Genomic DNA, 16,634 nt, shown 5'->3' with positions numbered 1-16,634 from the left:
CTGTACTCACGGGATCCGGCGCGTCCCTACGTCGTTACTTGTTCGCCCGCACCGGGATGTCCAGAATCACCCGGGTTCCCCGCCCCGGCGCCGGGACCATGTCGAAGGTGCCGCCCAACTCGCCCTCCACCAGCGTCCGTACGATCTGCAGGCCGAGATTGCCGGCGGTGTGCGGGTCGAAGCCTTCGGGCAGGCCGACACCGTCGTCCTGGACGGTGACCAGCAGCCGGGCCTCCTTGGCGGTGCCGCCGGGGACGGCCGAGACCTCGACGGTGCCGGTCTCCCCCTCGACGAAGCCGTGTTCCAGGGCGTTCTGGAGAATCTCGGTCAGGACCATCGACAGGGGGGTGGCGACCTCCGCGTCCAGGATGCCGAAGCGGCCGGTGCGCCGGCCGGTCACCTTGCCCGGGGAGATCTCGGCCACCATCGCGAGGACGCGGTCGGCGATCTCGTCGAACTCCACGCGCTCGTCCAGGTTCTGGGACAGCGTCTCGTGCACGATCGCGATCGAACCGACCCGGCGTACCGCCTCCTCGAGGGCTTCACGGCCACGGTCGGACTCGATCCGCCGGGCCTGGAGCCGCAGCAGGGCGGCCACCGTCTGGAGGTTGTTCTTCACCCGGTGGTGGATCTCCCGGATGGTCGCGTCCTTGGTGATCAACTCACGCTCGCGGCGGCGCAGTTCGGTGACATCGCGGAGCAGGACCAGAGAACCGATGCGCGTGCCCTTGGGCTTGAGCGGGATCGCCCGGAACTGGATCACACCGTCGTCGGACTCGATCTCGAACTCCCGCGGTGCCCAGCCGCTGGCAACCTTGGCGAGTGCCTCGTCCACCGGTCCATGGGTCGGGGCGAGTTCGGCGGTGGTCCTGCCGAGGTGCTGGCCGACCAGGTCGGAGGCGAGGCCGAGGCGATGGTAGGCGGACAGCGCGTTCGGCGAGGCGTACTGGACGAGGCCGTCCGCGTCGAGGCGGATCAGGCCGTCACCCACGCGGGGCGAGGCGTCCATGTCGACCTGCTGGTTCGCGAACGGGAAGGCGCCGGCCGCGATCATCTGCGCGAGGTCCGAGGCGCTCTGGAGATACGTCAGTTCCAGACGGCTCGGGGTACGCACGGTCAGGAGGTTGGTGTTACGTGCGATGACCCCGAGGACGCGCCCCTCCCGTCGCACCGGGATGGACTCGATCCGGACGGGGACCTCTTCGCGCCACTCCGGATCGCCCTCGCGCACGATCCTGCCCTCGTCGAGGGCGAGGTCCAGCATCGGTCGGCGTCCACGCGGGACGAGGTGGCCGACCATGTCGTCCTGGTACGAGGTCGGGCCGGTGTTGGGGCGCATCTGGGCGACCGAGACATAGCGCGTGCCGTCGCGGGTGGGGACCCACAGGACCAGGTCGGCGAAGGAGAGGTCGGAGAGCAGCTGCCACTCCGAGACCAGCAGGTGGAGCCACTCGAGGTCGGAGTCGTCGAGGTCCGTGTGCTGGCGTACGAGTTCGTTCATGGAGGGCACGTGTGCGAGCGTACCTGGCGGTACGGACATGTCCGGAAGCAGCCGTCGCGGGCCCCGGAAACACCCGCGGGCCGCGGCGCCTGGGAGGGACCCTCAACCCTCCCGGCACCGCAGCCCGGAGCAATATCGGCCGTGGGGTGTGCGGTCCCGGTCGGCCGAAGGACGAGGATCCGGGGCAGTCAGGGCAGAGAGCTCCGGTTCCTCGGTCCCGTCCTCCTGTGCGGGGAGGACGGAAGTCTGTTCGTTTCAGTTGTCTCTACGCATTGTGGACTAGACCACTACGTGTGTCCATGCGTTGGAGGCTGTTTGTTGTTGGGACTTTTCCCGCCGTGTTCGTAGCAGCGGAACCTGCCGGACGTCACTGGCCGGACGTGCCGGCCGGACATCCTGGTCGTACGTCCTGACATCCACCACGCAGCCTAACGCGCACCGGTTCAGGTGCGGGGCCAGATGGCCATGGCGATTTCCACCAGCGCCTCCAACTCGGCCCGGCTCGCGCCGTCCCGCGCCTGCTGGGACATGCCCTGGATCATCGCGCCGGTGTGCCGGGCGAGGGCGGCGGCGTCCGTACCGGCCGGCAGGGCGCCGGCGGCGATGTCGGCCCTGACGCGGCTCTCGAACGCGGCGATGTCGGCATTGCGCCGCTCACGCAGGGACTCCTCCACCTCGCGGGTCGTGCAGTTGATGGCCGCGTGGATGACGAGGCACCCGAACGGATGAGCGGGGTCGGTGTACTCGGCGGCGGCCTCACGCAGGGTGCGCTCGACGGCGGCACGGGCCGTGGGCTCCTCGGCGAGAGCGCGGTCACAGAACGAGCCGTACGTGGTGCCGTACTCCCGGACGACCTCCTCGAACAGCGAGCGCTTGTCACCGAAGGCCGCATAGAGACTCGGGGCGCCGATGTCCATCACGCGGGTGAGGTCGGAGACGGAGGTGGCCTCGTAACCGTGCTCCCAGAAGGCCAGGAGCGCCTTCTCCAGCGCGGTCTCGCGATCGAAGGAGCGGGGGCGGCCACGCGGCTTCGACGCCTGTCCGACCTGCGGCTTCGTCTCCTCGCTGCGCACCATGGAGTGAATTATATAGCGGGTGCTAGAGAAATGACCGACGCGTGTTGTACGGTTTTTCTGTAGCGACCGCTAGGTAAATGCGAAGGGGGCGCCGACGTGGGCGTACTTGCTGGCAGGACGGCTCTGGCCACCGGGGCGAGCAGGGGCATCGGGCGGGGGATCGCCGAGCGGCTGGGGCGCGAGGGCGCCCGGGTGGCGGTGCGAGCCTCCGCAGGCCACGGCTCCCCGATACGGGCTCTGCGGGCCCTGGTCCGCCACCCTGGGCCGGAGGGACGGTCTCTGTTAGATTGGTCTAAACCACACACTCCCGGGTCCCCCGTCGAGTCCCCTCTGTTCGGACCGTCTCTTCAGATCGGCAGGCCAGCGTGGAAGTTGTCATCGTCCCGGACGCCAAGGCGGGTGGCGAGCTCATCGCCGAGGCCATGGCACAGCTGCTCCGGAGCAAGCCCGCCGCCCTGCTCGGCGTGGCCACCGGTTCGACACCGCTGCCCATCTACGAGGCACTCGCGGCAAAGGTCCACTCCGGCACCGTGGACGCCTCGCGGGCCCGGATAGCGCAGCTCGACGAGTACGTGGGGCTGCCCGCCGAGCATCCGGAGTCGTACCGGTCGGTGCTGCGGCGCGAGGTGCTGGAGCCGCTCGGTATAGGGATGGGCGCGTTCATGGGGCCCGACGGCACCGCGGAGGACGTGCAGGGGGCGTGCGAGGCGTACGACAGGGAGCTGACCGAGGCCGGCGGGGTGGACCTGCAGCTGCTGGGGATCGGGACCGACGGTCACATCGGATTCAACGAGCCGTGCTCGTCGCTGGCTTCCCGGACCCGGATCAAGACGCTGACCGAGCAGACACGGGTGGACAACGCGCGCTTCTTCGACGGCGACATCGAGCAGGTGCCGCACCACGTGATCACCCAGGGCATCGGGACGATCCTGGAGGCGCGACACCTGGTGCTCCTCGCGACCGGCGAGGGCAAGGCAGACGCGATCGCGGCGACCGTGGAGGGGCCGGTCGCGGCGGTGTGCCCCGCCTCGGCACTCCAGCTCCATCCGCACGCCACTGTGGTGGTCGACGACGCCGCCGCGTCCAAACTGAAGCTGGCGGGGTACTTCCGGCACACGTTCGCCAACAAGCCGGACTGGCAGGGGATTTAGCAGGATCGGGGCCCCGTAGTCCGGCACGTCGGACTACGGGCACTTCGGGCCCTGGGCTGCCTCAGGTCGTCGGACTCTCAGGTCGCGCACGCCTCAGGCCGCGGCCCTCCGACCAGTGAGCTCGCCGGTCAGGCCTGCCGAGCACAGCGGCGTCAGCCAGTGGACGGCTATGACGGCGATGAGGGCGGGGGCCGCGTAGGCCCTGGGTGCGTCGCCGTCGGCGGCACCTGTCGCGAGGAGGTCTGGGACGGCCAGGGCAAAAGCCGGCCCCACATCCCGCTAGGTCCGCCGGATCCCGCTACGTCCGCCGCATCCCGCTACAGCCCTGCGACGACCTCCGCCGCCGCTCGGCCGCAGACTCGGGCCGCGCCATGGGTGGCGATGTGGAGGGATCCTCGGGGGGCTGCCTGAGGCAGACCCATCTCGACGACGATCGTTTCGGGGCGGGCGGCCAGCAGGGTGTCGAGGGCTGCCGCCATCCAGGGATGCCGGTGTTCGTCGCGGACGACGGCGACGATGCGCCGTTCGCCCGCCGCCTCCAGGGCGGCCGGTCCGGCGTGCTCGTCGGTGAAGGTGCCCGTCTCCGTGCCAGGGAACAGACGGGCCAGCTCCGCGGCCACGCCCCAGGGCGTCTCGTCGCCCACGGCGATGTTGGCCACCGGGGTGAGCGCGGCGACGTACGGGGGCTCGGTGAGCGGGGTGAAGTTCTCGGCGCCGGTGAGGCGCAGAGCGCGGCGGGCGGCGCGCAGTCCGACGTCGTCGACGGCGGCCTGAGCGGAGACCGTAGAGGTCAGCGGGCCTGGGGAGGCAGGAGAGCGTTGAGCAGAGGCAAAGGAGACCGCGGAGGCAAGGGAGGTCAGGGAAGTCTGAGCGGCTTGGGTGGGCGGCACCGCCGGGGAGGCCTCCGTCTGGGTCCTTCGTCCGCTCGTCGACGCGGCCCAGCGGGCCAGGGCCCGGACTCGGTCCGCCGCGTCCGCCAGGCGTTCCTCGGGGAGTTCGCCGGAGCGGACAGCGGTGACGAGGGCGTCGCGGAGGCGGCGTACCGTCTCGTCGTCGGCCAGGCCACCGCCCACGCAGATGGCGTCGGCGCCGGACGCGAGGGCCAGGACGCTGCCGCGTTCGATGCCGTAGGTGCCGGCGATGGCCCGCATCTCCATACCGTCGGTGACGATGAGGCCGTCGTAGCCGAGTTCGCCGCGCAGCAGGTCGGTGAGGACCCGGCGCGACAGGGTGGCGGGACGTTCCGGGTCCAGGGCCGGGACCAGGATGTGAGCGGTCATCACCGCTCGGGTACCGGCGGCGATTGCCGCGCGGAAGGGGGTGATTTCACGCTCGTGCAGCACGGAGGTGTCCGCGTCGATGCGCGGCAGCGCGTGGTGGGAGTCGATCGCAGTGTCGCCATGACCCGGGAAGTGCTTGGTGCAGGCGGCGACTCCGGCGGCCTGGAGGCCCGTGACATAGGCGGCGGTGTGCCGGGCGACCAGGTCGGGGGCGGCACCGAAGGAGCGCACGCCGATCACCGGATTGCCCGGGTTCGAGTTCACGTCGGCCGAGGGTGCCCAGTTGAGGTTCACGCCGCAGGCCGCGAGGCGACGGCCGAGTTCGAGCGCCACCTCCCGGGTCAGTTCCACGTCGTCCACCGCGCCCAGCGCGTAATTGCCGGGGAAGCTGGAGCCCGTGCGTACCTCCAGGCGGGTCACGTCTCCGCCCTCCTCGTCGATCGCGACCAGTACGTCGTCACGTTCGGCGCGCAACTGTGCGGTGAGGGCGGCCAGTTGGTCGGGCGAGTCGATGTTGCGGCCGAACAGGCCGACCGAGGCCAGGCCCTCACCGAGGCGGCGCAGCAGCCAGTCGGGGGCCGTGGTGCCCGTGAAGCCGGGCTGGAGGACGGTGAGGGCGTCTCGCGTCAGGGTGTCGGTGCCGGCGAATGTCGTCATCGGTTGGCGTTATCCCTTCACGGCGCCCGCGGTCAGACCCGCGGCCATCTTGCGCTGAACGAGGAGGAAGAGGACCACGATCGGCACGGCCATCATGGTGGATCCGGCCATCATCGGGGCGTATTCGGTGCCGTGCTTGGTGGTGAAGTTGCCGAGCCAGACGGTCGCGGTCTGGTTCTTCTGACTGAGCAGCATGAGTGCGTACAGGTACTCGTTCCAGGCCTGGATGAAGCCGTAGACCGAGGTGGCGACCATGCCGGGGGCCAGAAGTGGGAAGACGACCCGGATGAAGGCGCCGGTGCGGGAGCAGCCGTCGACCATCGCCGCCTCTTCCAGTTCCCGGGGGATGTTGACGATGAAGCCGCGCAGCGTCCACACCGTGAAGGGGAGGATCAAGGTCAGGTAGGTGATGATCAGACCGGAGAGCTTGTCGTACTGGCCCAGGTCGTTGAGCAGCAGGAACACCGGGATGATCATGGCGACCAAGGGGACCATCTGGACCGCGAGAATGCCCACGATCACGACCTTGCGGCCGCGGAAGGCGAACCGGGAGATGGCGAGCGCGGCCAGCATGCCGACGACCATGCCGATCACGACCACGGCGAGCGACACGATCAGGCTGCGGCTGACCGGGCCCCAGAAGTCCGCGATGTCGAGCGCGCGGCTGAAGTTGGACAGGGTCAGCCCCGTCGGCAGCAGGCTCGGGTCCGGGTCGATGGCGTCCTTGGCCGGCTTGAACGCCGTGTTGAGCATCCAGTAGACGGGGAAGCCCGCGGTGGCGAAGACCAGGAGGCCGATGAGGTTCCAGCCGGCCTTCGACTTCCGGCGCGCGGGAGTCGGCCCGCCAGTCGTCAGCGTGCTCATTCGACCTCTCCGATCTTCAGCATCTGGCGCATGTAGACGGCGACGACACCGAGCAGCAACAGCACGGTGAGCAGGGCGATCGCCGAGCCCTGGGCGTAGTCGTTGATCACGAAGGCACGGTCGTACGAATAGGTGGTGAGGAGTTGGAACTCGGGCTCGGGGTGGCCGTCGCGCATCACGAAGACCTGCGGGAAGACACCCATGTCCCAGATGACCGACAGGGTCGTGAGCATCACGATGATCGGCTTGAGGATGGGCAGGGTGACGTGACGGAAGAGGCCCCAGGCGTCGGCACCGTCCAGGCGGGCCGCCTCCTCCAGTTCCTTCGGGACCTGGGTGAGACCCGCACTCAAGGTGATCACCACGAAGGGGATGGCTCCCCAGACCACCAGCAGCATGATCACGGCCAGGCCCTGCGGCCCACTGGCGAACCAGTTGTGGCCGATCATCTCCACCCCGGGCAGCTTGCTGAGCAGCGCGTTGAGGATGCCGTAGTCAGCGTCGAACAGCCATTTGAAGACCGTGGTGGCGACGATGATCGGCATGCCCCAGCTGGCCACCAGCGCGATGTTGACCAGCGTCTTCACCCAGCCGGAGACTCGCTGGAGCAGCAGGGCGATCAGCATGCCGGCGACCATGGTGAAGATCACGCAGCCGGCCGCGAAGACGATCGTCCGGACGACGACCGCCCAGAACTCGCTGTCCCCCAGCACGTTGGTGAAGTTGGCGAACCCGACCGACTCGGCCGGCTGGAAGCCCCACAGCTGGGACTGCCCGAACTTCTGGAAGGAGATGGTGACCAGGCGGATCAGCGGATACCCGAAGACCAGCGCCAGGATCAGCAGGCAGGGGGCGAGCAGCAGCCACGGGGTGACCGCTCCACCGGATTTCCGTGCTCTGGGGGGCTTGTTCGCCTTGGCCGGTGGTGCCGGTGCCTGTCGCGGCGGCGCCTTGGCGGGGGTGGTCGTGTCGGCGCTCATCCGTGCTCTCCTCAGCGGTCCCTCAGGTCGTACGAAGGCGAAGTCCCGCACGCTCTCGTGCGGACCAGGGCCGCGGAGACGTACGAGAGGCGGGGCCCCGCCGTTTGCGACGGGGCCCTACCGGTGGTCACTTGACGTTGATGACCTTGTCGATCGCGGTGTCCGCTTCCTTCGCGGCGGCCTCGACCGACTTCTTGCCGGTGCCGATCTCCTGCAGCATGTTCTGCAGGATCTGGGCCTTCTCGACCTGGCCCCAGCCCGGCGCCATCGGGACGAACCAGTTGGACTCGGCCGCGGTGGCCGGAACCGCCGTCGCCGGGTCCTTCTTGAGCGTGGCGAGGTCGGTCTTGTTGTTGGGCAGGTTGCCCTTGGCCATCAGGCCCTTCTGGCCCGAGGGACCGGTGAACGCGTTGATCCACTCGGCGGCGAGGGCCTGCGCCTTCGACTTCACCGGAACGGCGAGGTCCGAACCGCCCAGGAAGACGGGGAGGTTCTTGCCGGACGGGCCGGGCATCACGAAGTTCTGGAGGTTGCCCTTGAGCTTGCCGGTCTTGTCGTTCTTCGGGTCCTCGGAGGTCGCGCCCTCCCAGGCCGCGCCGAAGATCATGCCGGACTTGCCCTGGCCGTAGACGATGTAGCGGTCGGACTCGTCCTTGGTCTTGTCGCCGTGCATGTACGTGTCGACGACGTTCTTGAACTCGGTGAGGCCCTTGACGGACTCGGGCGAGGAGAGGTTGGCTTTCCACTGGCCGCCCGAGTCGACGGCGATGGAGCCGCCGGCGTCGTAGACGAAGGACATGGCCGCGTACCAGTCACGGGTGGGCTGGTACCAGGCGCTGAACTTGTCGCCCTCCTTCTTCTGGACCTTGTCCAGGGCGGCGGTCAGCTCGGCGTACGTCTTGGGGACGGACTTGACGCCGGCCGAGGCGAACAGGTCCTTGCGCCAGTTGGCGACGCGGCCGCCCGCGTAGTAGGGAACGCCGTACGTCTTGCCGTCGTACGTCACCGAGGCCTTGAGACCGTCCAGCCAGGCGGAGGAGTTGGTGAACTTCGCCGGGTCGAGGGGGGCGAAGGCACCCTTGACCATGTAGCTGAGCATCTCGGTGTTGCCCATCTCGACGACGTCGGGGGCCTTGTCCGTGGCGAGGACCGCGTCGAGCTTGGTGTTCTTGTCGGGCCAGCCGTAGTACTCGTGGTTGATCTTGATGCCGGGGTGCGCCTTCGTGACCGCGGCGTCGGCGGCCTTGACCAGCTGCGGCCAGTTGTTCTGCGCGTCGACGGTGAGCCAGACGGTCAGCTCCTTGGCGTCCGCGCCGCTCTTGCCCGAGCCACCGCTGCCGCTGTCGCTCCCGCACGCCGCGATGGAGACCATCATGCCCGCGATACCGATCGCGGCTATCAGCTTGCGCTTCACGCCACCCTCCTCAGGGATGCCACAAACCCCCCTGCTCCCACGTAGCCCATGGGCCAGGACCTGGACCAGTGGTGTAGACCAGTGCGCAGAGCTTGGCTCAGACCAATAGGGCTGTCAAGGGTGCGCGAGTCCGCTCTCACCAGCCGTTATGCGACCTACATATGCAGGAACCTTTAAGTAAGAAGCCCTCAAAAATCGCCGCCCCGATCGGGCGAATCGGGTAGACCACTTCACGTACCCCATGAGCCTGTGCGGTGGACTAGACCAGCGAGGTCCATGGAGGTATACAGAAGGGATCACGCAGCGTGCGGAGAACGTGCGCGCGCGGCCGTGTCACGATGTGCGCCACCAGGAGCCGGGAAGGCAGAACATGAGCACCGACGTCAGCAGTGCGGAGAACGAGGGTGGGGCTACCGTCCGTACCGCGCGCGTGCCCAAGTACTACCGCCTGAAGAAGCATCTGCTCGACATGACCGAGACGCAGTCGCCGGGCACACCCGTGCCGCCCGAGCGCACCCTGGCCGCCGAGTTCGACACCTCGCGCACCACCGTGCGCCAGGCCCTTCAGGAACTGGTCGTCGAAGGGCGCCTGGAGCGCATCCAGGGCAAGGGCACGTTCGTCGCCAAGCCGAAGGTCTCGCAGGCGCTCCAACTCACCTCGTACACCGAGGACATGCGCGCCCAGGGCCTCGAACCCACCTCCCAGCTGCTGGACATCGGCTACATCACCGCCGACGACCGGCTCGCCGGTCTCCTCGACATCACGGCCGGCGGGCGGGTGCTGCGCATCGAGCGCCTGCGCATGGCCAACGGCGAGCCGATGGCCATCGAGACGACCCACCTGAGCGCGAAGCGTTTCCCGGCCCTACGCAGGTCACTGGTCAAGTACACGTCCCTCTACACCGCGCTCGCCGAGGTCTACGACGTCCATCTCGCCGAGGCCGAGGAGACCATCGAGACCTCGCTGGCCACCCCGCGCGAGGCAGGCCTGCTCGGCACCGACGTGGGCCTGCCCATGCTGATGCTGTCCCGGCACTCGCTGGACGGGACGAGCCAGCCGGTGGAGTGGGTGCGGTCCGTCTACCGCGGGGACCGCTACAAGTTCGTGGCGCGGCTGAAGCGCCCGCAGGACTGACGCCACGGCAGGAGGACAGGCGGCGAACCCCAACCGCCCCTGGACGGCAGCCATTGCGGACGGCCATCGTTGACGCCCCACACGGAACTGACACATACCGGTATGCGGACGAGGGGTTCCATATCTGTGACACCGTGACCTAGATTGCCTGCGCATTACACAGGTGATCAGCGAGGGGACGGAGTCACCCGATGTCGAACGGTCCGGAAGTGAGCAGAACGGTGGTGACACCCACACGGGTCGTCATCGCCGTCTGCCTGATCGCGCCCTTCGTGGCGATGCTGTGGGTGGGGTCGTACGCCAAGACGGACCCCGCATTCATCGGCATCCCGTTCTTCTACTGGTACCAGATGGCGTGGGTGCTGATCTCCACCGCGCTGACGGTGACCGCCTACAAGCTGTGGCAGCGTGACCAGCGCGCCCGCTCGACTCAGCAGGGCGGTGCGTCGAAGTGAACGACGGCGTGAACGGCGTCGCACTCGCCGTCTTCATCTTCTTCTTCCTGGCCGTCACGGTGATGGGCTTCCTCGCCGCACGCTGGCGCAGGGCCGACGACGAGCACAGCCTCGACGAGTGGGGCCTGGGCGGACGTTCCTTCGGCACCTGGATCACCTGGTTCCTGCTCGGCGGTGACCTGTACACGGCGTACACCTTCGTGGCCGTCCCGGCGGCGATCTACGCGGCGGGCGCGGCCGGCTTCTTCGCGGTGCCCTACACGATCCTGGTGTATCCGCTGATCTTCACCTTCCTGCCCCGCCTGTGGTCGGTGTCCCACAAGCACGGATACGTGACCACGTCGGACTTCGTGCGCGGCCGCTTCGGCTCGAAGGGGCTCTCGCTGGCGGTGGCCGTGACCGGCATCCTCGCCACGATGCCGTACATCGCGCTCCAACTGGTCGGCATCCAGGCGGTGCTGGACGTGATGGGCGTCGGCGGCGGCGAGAACACCAACTGGTTCGTCAAGGACCTGCCGCTGCTGATCGCGTTCGGTGTGCTGGCGGCCTACACGTACTCGTCGGGTCTGCGCGCCCCCGCCCTCATCGCCTTCGTCAAGGACACGCTGATCTACATCGTCATCGCGGTGGCGATCATCTACATCCCGATCAAGCTGGGCGGCTTCGACGACATCTTCGCCAAGGCCGGTGACGCCTTCGCGCAGACGAACCCGGCGACGGGCAAGCCGCGCGGCGCCCTGGTCCCGGCCGAGGCCGGCCAGTGGACGTACGCCACGCTCGCGTTGGGCTCCGCGCTGGCGCTCTTCATGTACCCGCACTCGATCACGGCGACGCTGTCCTCACGCAGCCGTGAGGTGATCCGCCGCAACACCACGATCCTGCCGCTGTACTCGCTGATGCTGGGCCTGCTCGCGCTGCTGGGCTTCATGGCGATCGCGGCCGGGGTCAAGGTCACCAACGGCCAGTTGGCGATCCCCCAGCTCTTCGAGGACATGTTCCCGGACTGGTTCGCGGGCGTGGCCTTCGCGGCGATCGGCATCGGCGCACTGGTCCCGGCGGCGATCATGTCGATCGCGGCGGCGAACCTCTTCACCCGCAACATCTACAAGGACTTCATCAAGCCGGACGCGACGCCCAAGGAGGAGACGCGGGTCTCCAAGCTGGTCTCGCTGCTGGTGAAGGTGGGCGCTCTGGTCTTCGTCCTGACCATGGACAAGACGGTCGCCATCAACTTCCAGCTCCTCGGCGGCATCTGGATCCTGCAGACCTTCCCGGCCCTGGTCGGCGGCCTGTTCACCCGCTGGTTCCACCGCTGGGCGCTGCTCGCCGGCTGGGCGGTCGGCATGGTGTACGGCACGGTCGCCGCGTACGGGGTCGCCTCGCCGACGCAGAAGCACTTCGGCGGCTCGGCGAAGGAGATCCCCGGCATCGGGGAGATCGGCTACATCGGTCTGACGGCGTTCGTCCTGAACGTCGTCGTCACGGTGGTCCTCACGTTCGTCCTGAAGGCCCTCAAGGCCCCGGACGGCATCGACGAGACCTCGCCGCAGGACTACACGGCCGACGCCGGCGACCCCGGCGTCCAGACGGAACTGCCCCCGGCGACCTCGGGAGCGGCCCACTAGTGCTCTGACCGGGAAGGTTCACCGGGTGTGGTGGTCGTAGCGGTCGGATGAGCGGTGACGTTCGATCCGACCGCTGGAGGCGCGGTGGCTGAGCCTGTCCTGCGCAGACCGACCGACCAGGAAGGCAGCGGCATCCGCCGCTGTCGATCACTTGACCTGTGCGGCGATGGTCCGTGCGCACTCCATCGATTCGGTATGCGTGGTGTCCACCTCCAGGTCATAGGCCACGCCCTGGTGAACCACATCCGCCTGCGAGGCGGCCATCCCGATGGTCCGATCGCCTCGGGCGACCTCACGGCCTGCGGCAACCGCACCGTCACACCTGACGCCGACCCACAGAACACGCAGTTCGCCGAAGGCCTTCTGCCAACGCTGCTGTGAGTACGCCCCGCCGAGGAAGACCTCATCGACGATGATCCGGGCGCCGGCACGGGCCATCGCGGCGATCCCCTCGATCCATGCTGCTTCCAGCGTTCGGAACTCCGGGCCGATGATCACCTCTCCGTCCGCAGCGAACTCGATCCCGCCAACGGACGTCTGCACTGGCATCGCGTCAACGAGCGTGTCTGTCCCGAGAGCCAGCCACGGATCCGGCAGGACTGCTTGCAGACACCGGATGATCCCGGACTTCCCCGAGCTGGAACCACCGTTGAGAACGATCACCTGAGTCATCACCGCGCCACAGTAGAGGCAGCGAGGCAACGCTTGGGGTTTCGGCCGGTGCGGCGAGTAGGGGCACCTCCCACGCCCTTAAGGCGGTGGGGGAGCGTGCCGGGCGTCGCGACGGGGCGAACATTGTCTGTCGTGGCCCTAGTCCCTCGTCCGGCCGGCCATCGCGTCCCAGAAGTCGTCCAGTTCCCGCACCCGCATGCTGACCCACTGGGGTGTCTTGCGATGCAGCATCCGGGGGAAGCACCGCCGCACCCGGCCGGGCAGCAGGGCCTGCTGCTGCCGGCAGAACGGCTCGCGTATCTCGCCCCGGGGCACACACCCCCGGGGCGGGTACGGGCAGAGCTGGAACTTGCAGTCGGGCAGGCAGGAGCTGCCCGGTGCGGGCGGAACCGAGATACCGGCCCGCAGGGCGGGGCGCAGCGGCTCCCGGTTCGTACGGATGCACGGCGGGAGCGGCATGCCGGGCTGTTCCGTGCGGGCCAGCCGCTCCTCGACCTCGTCCGGGTGCCCGTCCCGCTCGATGAGGTTCAGCATGACCAGCAGGTCGGCGACGAGGTGTTGGGCTCGCGCGTCGAGGGTGCTCCACCCGACCGAGGGCGGAATCCACAGGTTGTGCTTGCGGTATCCGCAGGGGTTGCCGGTGCGGGCACCGACGTTGTCGGCCACGCTCTTCTCGTCGATCCAGAGGAAGCGCTCGGGCTGCCCGGTCTCCAGGGCGAGGGCCGCCATGTCGCCCGCCTCGGCGACGAACGGATGCAGGCACCGCCGGGGCTCGTCGCCGTTCGCACCGGGACGGCCGGGCGCCGGGTTCACCGTGCCGGCCATCGACAGCCAGCGCTGCACGGTCTGCACGGCGGTCATCCCGGTGATCGCCCGGGAATCGGGCCCGCCGTCACGGTCGCCCTCCTGCCCCGCCACGGTGTCCCCGTCCGGCTCGTGGGCGCCCATACTGTCCGGAAGCTCCCACAGGCACAGCGCCTGGAGCAGGACGAGCTGCGTGTACCAGCACCGGGACTGCTGCAGCACGGTCTCCGCCTGCCGGATCAGGTCGGCACGACCGCCCGGGTAGGTCTCCGGGTGCCGCTTGCGCCGGTTGGCCGCGTACTTGAAGCCCTGGGCCAGCGCGGACTCGAGGGCGAGCGGCAGATCGGGGGTGCCGCCGGTGAAGGCCGGGTCGAGGTGGCGCAGCCACTTGGTGAGGCGCTCCCGGGCCTCGTCACGGTGGGCCTCGTCCACGGACCCCAGGAGCAGGGGGAGCATCCAGGCCCGCATCACGAATTCCCGAAGCAGAGCGACCCGTTGCTTGCGGTAGCTCCGGTTGATCTCCTGCCGGTCGCGCTGCAGTCGCCTGATGTTGTCGGCGCATGCGGCCCGTGAGGACGTGTCGGCCGCCCTGGCTCGCCTCATACGCGGGGCCCATACCTCGTACTCCCCTCTCTTCCACGCCCTCAGCTCGGTCAGCCGGTCGTTGTACTCCTGCACCGGATCACTGTTCAGACCGACCACCTCGCGGATCACGGCGAACGCCGCGTTGCCGCCGATGCCGAACTCCTGGGCGACGGCCAGGCGGATGGAGTACGACGGCTCCTCGATGCCCAACCCGTAGAGCTGCTGGTACAGCGGGGTGGTGTCGATCTTGGCGGCCACCTTCCGCAGCGCGGCCCCGAGTTGCTTGATCAGCCTCAGCTTCGCGTCCTCGACGGTGCGCTGGTCTCCCTTGATGCCGGCCCAGCGGGCCCGAACCGTACCGACAATGTCGCTCAGCAGCGTCGGGGCTTCCTCCACGCTCTCGATCTCCAGGGCCGCCGCGTAGAGGTCGAGGGCCTTCGGGTCGTCCGTACGATGGTTCGCGGTCGCGCACAACCGGTAGGCCAGGGGGCGCCCCCGCACAGGAGACTGCCGTACCCGCTCCTGGAAATCCTTCCTCACCACGGCCCGGACACCGCTCCCGCGGGCCGCGGGCCTCGCCGCCCGCCGACGTGACAACAGCACCAGGGCGATGAGCAGTTCACGGCTGGGACCGGGCGGCTGCAGGGCCTGCTCGGCCAGATCGCCTGCGCCCTGTTCGCCCAGGTGGTTCAACACGCGGTAGCCGAAGTAGGCCTGGATGATGCTGTGCGGGAAGCGGACCTTTTTGGAGTAGCCCTCCACGAACTTGAGCTTGTCCGCATTGCCGACCAGGCGGGCGAGGGCGGCCTGACACTGGTCCAGGTTCCCCTCCCGCAGTCGCCGCCTCTCCTTGTCGCTGAGCCTGTCGCAGAGCGCGTTCCAGATCTGTTGCCGGTGCCACTCGGAGTAGACGTTCTGACGTTTGCCGTACCGGTCGAAGCCACGTCGCGTGGCCCACAGGTACTGGGCCCGGGTCTTCGCGCGGCGTGCCGGACCGGGGTGGACGTCCTTTTCGAGCAGTTCCTCGAAACCGACCTCCAGCTTGTCCTGGAGCAGTCCGATGCACGCCAGGGCGGAGACCACTTCGAGGGTGTCGCGGCGCTCCCGCGGGACCAGTGCGATGTCCTCGCGCAGCCGGCCCTCGCACACGGCTTCGTCCCACGTCTCCAGCAGCCAGAGTCGCAGCGTGCCGCGATCCCGGCTGCGCGTGTTCATGTGCTGCGGATCGTCACCCGGCCGGTCGTGCTCCAAAGCTCCGTGGCGGTGCAGTTCGCGGGCGATGTGCAGGTAGACGGGCGATTCGGTCACCTCCGCGGTCTCCACGATCCAGTCCACCCGGCGCTCGTCCGTCTCCGGCGTGTGCGCCATGACGAAGCGCAGCGCCGCCTCCCCGCTCAGCGGTTCGAGCTCCAGGATGGCGGCGGAGGTGCTCTCCAGCGGACTGTGCGGCCGGGATGCGATGACCAGGGGCAGCTTCTCGGCGTGGGCCCGCTCGATGGCGCGGCGGATGATGTTGTCCCGGTTCTGCTGGAGCTCGTCGTCGAGCAGCGCCTCCTCCAGTCCGTCGGCGATGACCACCGGCTTGTCGTCGGCGAGGAGTTGCTGCCACACACGCTCGGTCTTGCTGCGGGCGAGGATGCCCTGGGGCGCCTCCTCGCCGAAGCGCTTTCTGGCCAGGCGTTCGAAGTTCAGGTCGGTCCCGTTGGTTGCGTCCCGCAGCCGGATCGGCACGGGCACGGCGTGCTGCTTGGCCAGCAGTTCGGTGAGCCGGACGAGGACGGCGGTCTTCCCCACACCGACGCCGCCGACCAGCAGATAGGGCCGGCGAGTGTCGCGCTCCCGCAACCGCTCGGCGATGACCTGGGCGATCTCCTCCCGGCCGACTATCTCGGCGGTGTCCGGTCCGGCGGTGGGCACCAGTCGCCGCGGGTCCTTGCGTGCCTTCACGAGGTAGCGCTTCTTGGTCCACCGGTACCAACAGAAGAGGAAGAGCGCGGCGGCGAGCGACGCGGTGAGGACCGGACCTACGAAGCCGAGGATGACTTTGGCCCCATCGTTGTGGTCGCGCCACTTCTCGAAGGGGGTCGTGTGCTGCGCGATCAGGATGTACACGCCCTCCCCGATCCAGGCGAGCGCAGTGAGCGCGGCCAGCAGCCAGACGGCCCTGGTGGTGTTCGTGTAGGAAACCCATCTGCGCCACTTCTTGGGGCGGGTGGTGCCGCGGCGTGCCTCCAGACGGATCGTCAGGGTGTGCCAGTGGCCGAGGCAGGCGCGCCCGAACCGGCTTCCCACCCGCCTCAGGTCCAGCGTCGCCATCGGCGCGTTGCGCGGCCGCTCCTTGCCGGGCGGACGACGGACGACCCTCGTCATGGCGGTCTCCTTCCGAGAGAGGCTCAGGGCGAGGACCGCGTGCACCGGCACCTACCTCCATGGAA

At 68.7% G+C, this 16,634-nt stretch carries 12 protein-coding genes and 1 pseudogene; 5 read left to right on the top strand and 8 right to left on the bottom strand.

Annotated features, from left to right (window positions below):
• Positions 1–34 precede the first annotated feature (34 nt).
• Complete coding sequence (locus ACFYRY_RS17550; protein WP_389146313.1) at positions 35–1,501, bottom strand: sensor histidine kinase; 1,467 nt, start codon at positions 1,499–1,501, stop codon at positions 35–37.
• 443 nt (positions 1,502–1,944) lie between these two features.
• Positions 1,945–2,577, bottom strand: coding sequence for a TetR/AcrR family transcriptional regulator (locus ACFYRY_RS17545; protein ID WP_389145674.1), 633 nt, complete (start codon positions 2,575–2,577; stop codon positions 1,945–1,947).
• Positions 2,578–2,673: 96 nt separating this feature from the next.
• Between ACFYRY_RS17545 and ACFYRY_RS17540 the strand changes: the two are divergent.
• Together ACFYRY_RS17540 and nagB are read left to right on the top strand one after the other, a co-directional pair.
• A pseudogene (locus tag ACFYRY_RS17540) lies at positions 2,674–2,778 on the top strand (SDR family NAD(P)-dependent oxidoreductase); the annotation flags it as partial.
• Between the two features lie 164 nt (positions 2,779–2,942).
• Entirely contained in the window at positions 2,943–3,728 is a 786-nt protein-coding gene (nagB, locus tag ACFYRY_RS17535) for a glucosamine-6-phosphate deaminase (RefSeq protein ID WP_389145671.1), read from the top strand.
• Between the two features lie 317 nt (positions 3,729–4,045).
• On the opposite strand, the gene ACFYRY_RS17530 is transcribed toward nagB, so the two are convergent.
• The 4 genes from ACFYRY_RS17530 to ACFYRY_RS17515 form a co-directional block, all read right to left on the bottom strand.
• Positions 4,046–5,665: a glycoside hydrolase family 3 protein gene (locus ACFYRY_RS17530; protein ID WP_389145668.1), complete on the bottom strand. Its 1,620-nt coding sequence runs from the start codon at positions 5,663–5,665 to the stop codon at positions 4,046–4,048.
• Positions 5,666–5,674: 9 nt separating this feature from the next.
• Positions 5,675–6,529, bottom strand: coding sequence for a carbohydrate ABC transporter permease (locus ACFYRY_RS17525; RefSeq protein WP_389145665.1), 855 nt, complete (start codon positions 6,527–6,529; stop codon positions 5,675–5,677).
• A complete protein-coding gene (locus tag ACFYRY_RS17520; RefSeq protein ID WP_389145662.1) occupies positions 6,526–7,509 on the bottom strand; it encodes a carbohydrate ABC transporter permease in 984 nt (327 codons plus the stop codon). The genes ACFYRY_RS17525 and ACFYRY_RS17520 overlap by 4 nt, the downstream gene beginning before the upstream one ends.
• A gap of 127 nt (positions 7,510–7,636) precedes the next feature.
• Complete coding sequence (locus ACFYRY_RS17515) at positions 7,637–8,923, bottom strand: extracellular solute-binding protein (RefSeq protein ID WP_389145660.1); 1,287 nt, start codon at positions 8,921–8,923, stop codon at positions 7,637–7,639.
• Between the two features lie 370 nt (positions 8,924–9,293).
• Between ACFYRY_RS17515 and ACFYRY_RS17510 the strand changes: the two genes are divergently transcribed.
• From ACFYRY_RS17510 to mctP, 3 genes are all read left to right on the top strand, one after another.
• The gene (locus tag ACFYRY_RS17510) at positions 9,294–10,058 is read left to right on the top strand and encodes a GntR family transcriptional regulator (RefSeq protein WP_389145657.1); all 765 of its coding nucleotides are present in this window, start codon (positions 9,294–9,296) and stop codon (positions 10,056–10,058) included.
• 191 nt (positions 10,059–10,249) lie between these two features.
• Positions 10,250–10,513: a DUF3311 domain-containing protein gene (locus ACFYRY_RS17505; protein WP_389145655.1), complete on the top strand. Its 264-nt coding sequence runs from the start codon at positions 10,250–10,252 to the stop codon at positions 10,511–10,513.
• The gene (gene mctP / locus ACFYRY_RS17500) at positions 10,510–12,138 is read left to right on the top strand and encodes a monocarboxylate uptake permease MctP (RefSeq protein WP_389145652.1); all 1,629 of its coding nucleotides are present in this window, start codon (positions 10,510–10,512) and stop codon (positions 12,136–12,138) included. The genes ACFYRY_RS17505 and mctP overlap by 4 nt, the downstream gene beginning before the upstream one ends.
• Before the next feature lie 147 nt (positions 12,139–12,285).
• Here the strand turns inward: mctP and cpt are convergent, their stop codons facing one another.
• The gene (cpt, locus tag ACFYRY_RS17495) at positions 12,286–12,810 is read right to left on the bottom strand and encodes a chloramphenicol phosphotransferase CPT (RefSeq protein ID WP_389146310.1); all 525 of its coding nucleotides are present in this window, start codon (positions 12,808–12,810) and stop codon (positions 12,286–12,288) included.
• A gap of 138 nt (positions 12,811–12,948) precedes the next feature.
• Positions 12,949–16,569, bottom strand: a complete 3,621-nt coding sequence (locus ACFYRY_RS17490) for an NACHT domain-containing protein (protein WP_389145649.1) — start codon at positions 16,567–16,569, stop codon at positions 12,949–12,951.
• Positions 16,570–16,634 lie beyond the last annotated feature (65 nt).

Source organism: Streptomyces sp. NPDC005263, assembly GCF_042872365.1.
Lineage (GTDB): Bacteria > Actinomycetota > Actinomycetes > Streptomycetales > Streptomycetaceae > Streptomyces.
The sequence above is the reverse complement of the archived record's forward strand: the minus strand, read 5'-3'. Positions and strand labels throughout refer to the sequence as shown.

Excerpts from the sequence above, each read along its gene's own strand:
- ACFYRY_RS17550 (WP_389146313.1), bottom strand. The coding sequence starts at position 1,501 with ATGAACGAACTCGTACGCCAGCACACGGACCTCGACGACTCCGACCTC.
- ACFYRY_RS17545 (WP_389145674.1), bottom strand. The coding sequence starts at position 2,577 with ATGGTGCGCAGCGAGGAGACGAAGCCGCAGGTCGGACAGGCGTCGAAG.
- ACFYRY_RS17530 (WP_389145668.1), bottom strand. The coding sequence starts at position 5,665 with ATGACGACATTCGCCGGCACCGACACCCTGACGCGAGACGCCCTCACC.
- ACFYRY_RS17525 (WP_389145665.1), bottom strand. The coding sequence starts at position 6,529 with ATGAGCACGCTGACGACTGGCGGGCCGACTCCCGCGCGCCGGAAGTCG.
- ACFYRY_RS17520 (WP_389145662.1), bottom strand. The coding sequence starts at position 7,509 with ATGAGCGCCGACACGACCACCCCCGCCAAGGCGCCGCCGCGACAGGCA.
- ACFYRY_RS17510 (WP_389145657.1), top strand. The coding sequence starts at position 9,294 with ATGAGCACCGACGTCAGCAGTGCGGAGAACGAGGGTGGGGCTACCGTC.
- ACFYRY_RS17505 (WP_389145655.1), top strand. The coding sequence starts at position 10,250 with ATGTCGAACGGTCCGGAAGTGAGCAGAACGGTGGTGACACCCACACGG.
- cpt (WP_389146310.1), bottom strand. The coding sequence starts at position 12,810 with ATGACTCAGGTGATCGTTCTCAACGGTGGTTCCAGCTCGGGGAAGTCC.
- ACFYRY_RS17490 (WP_389145649.1), bottom strand. The coding sequence starts at position 16,569 with ATGACGAGGGTCGTCCGTCGTCCGCCCGGCAAGGAGCGGCCGCGCAAC.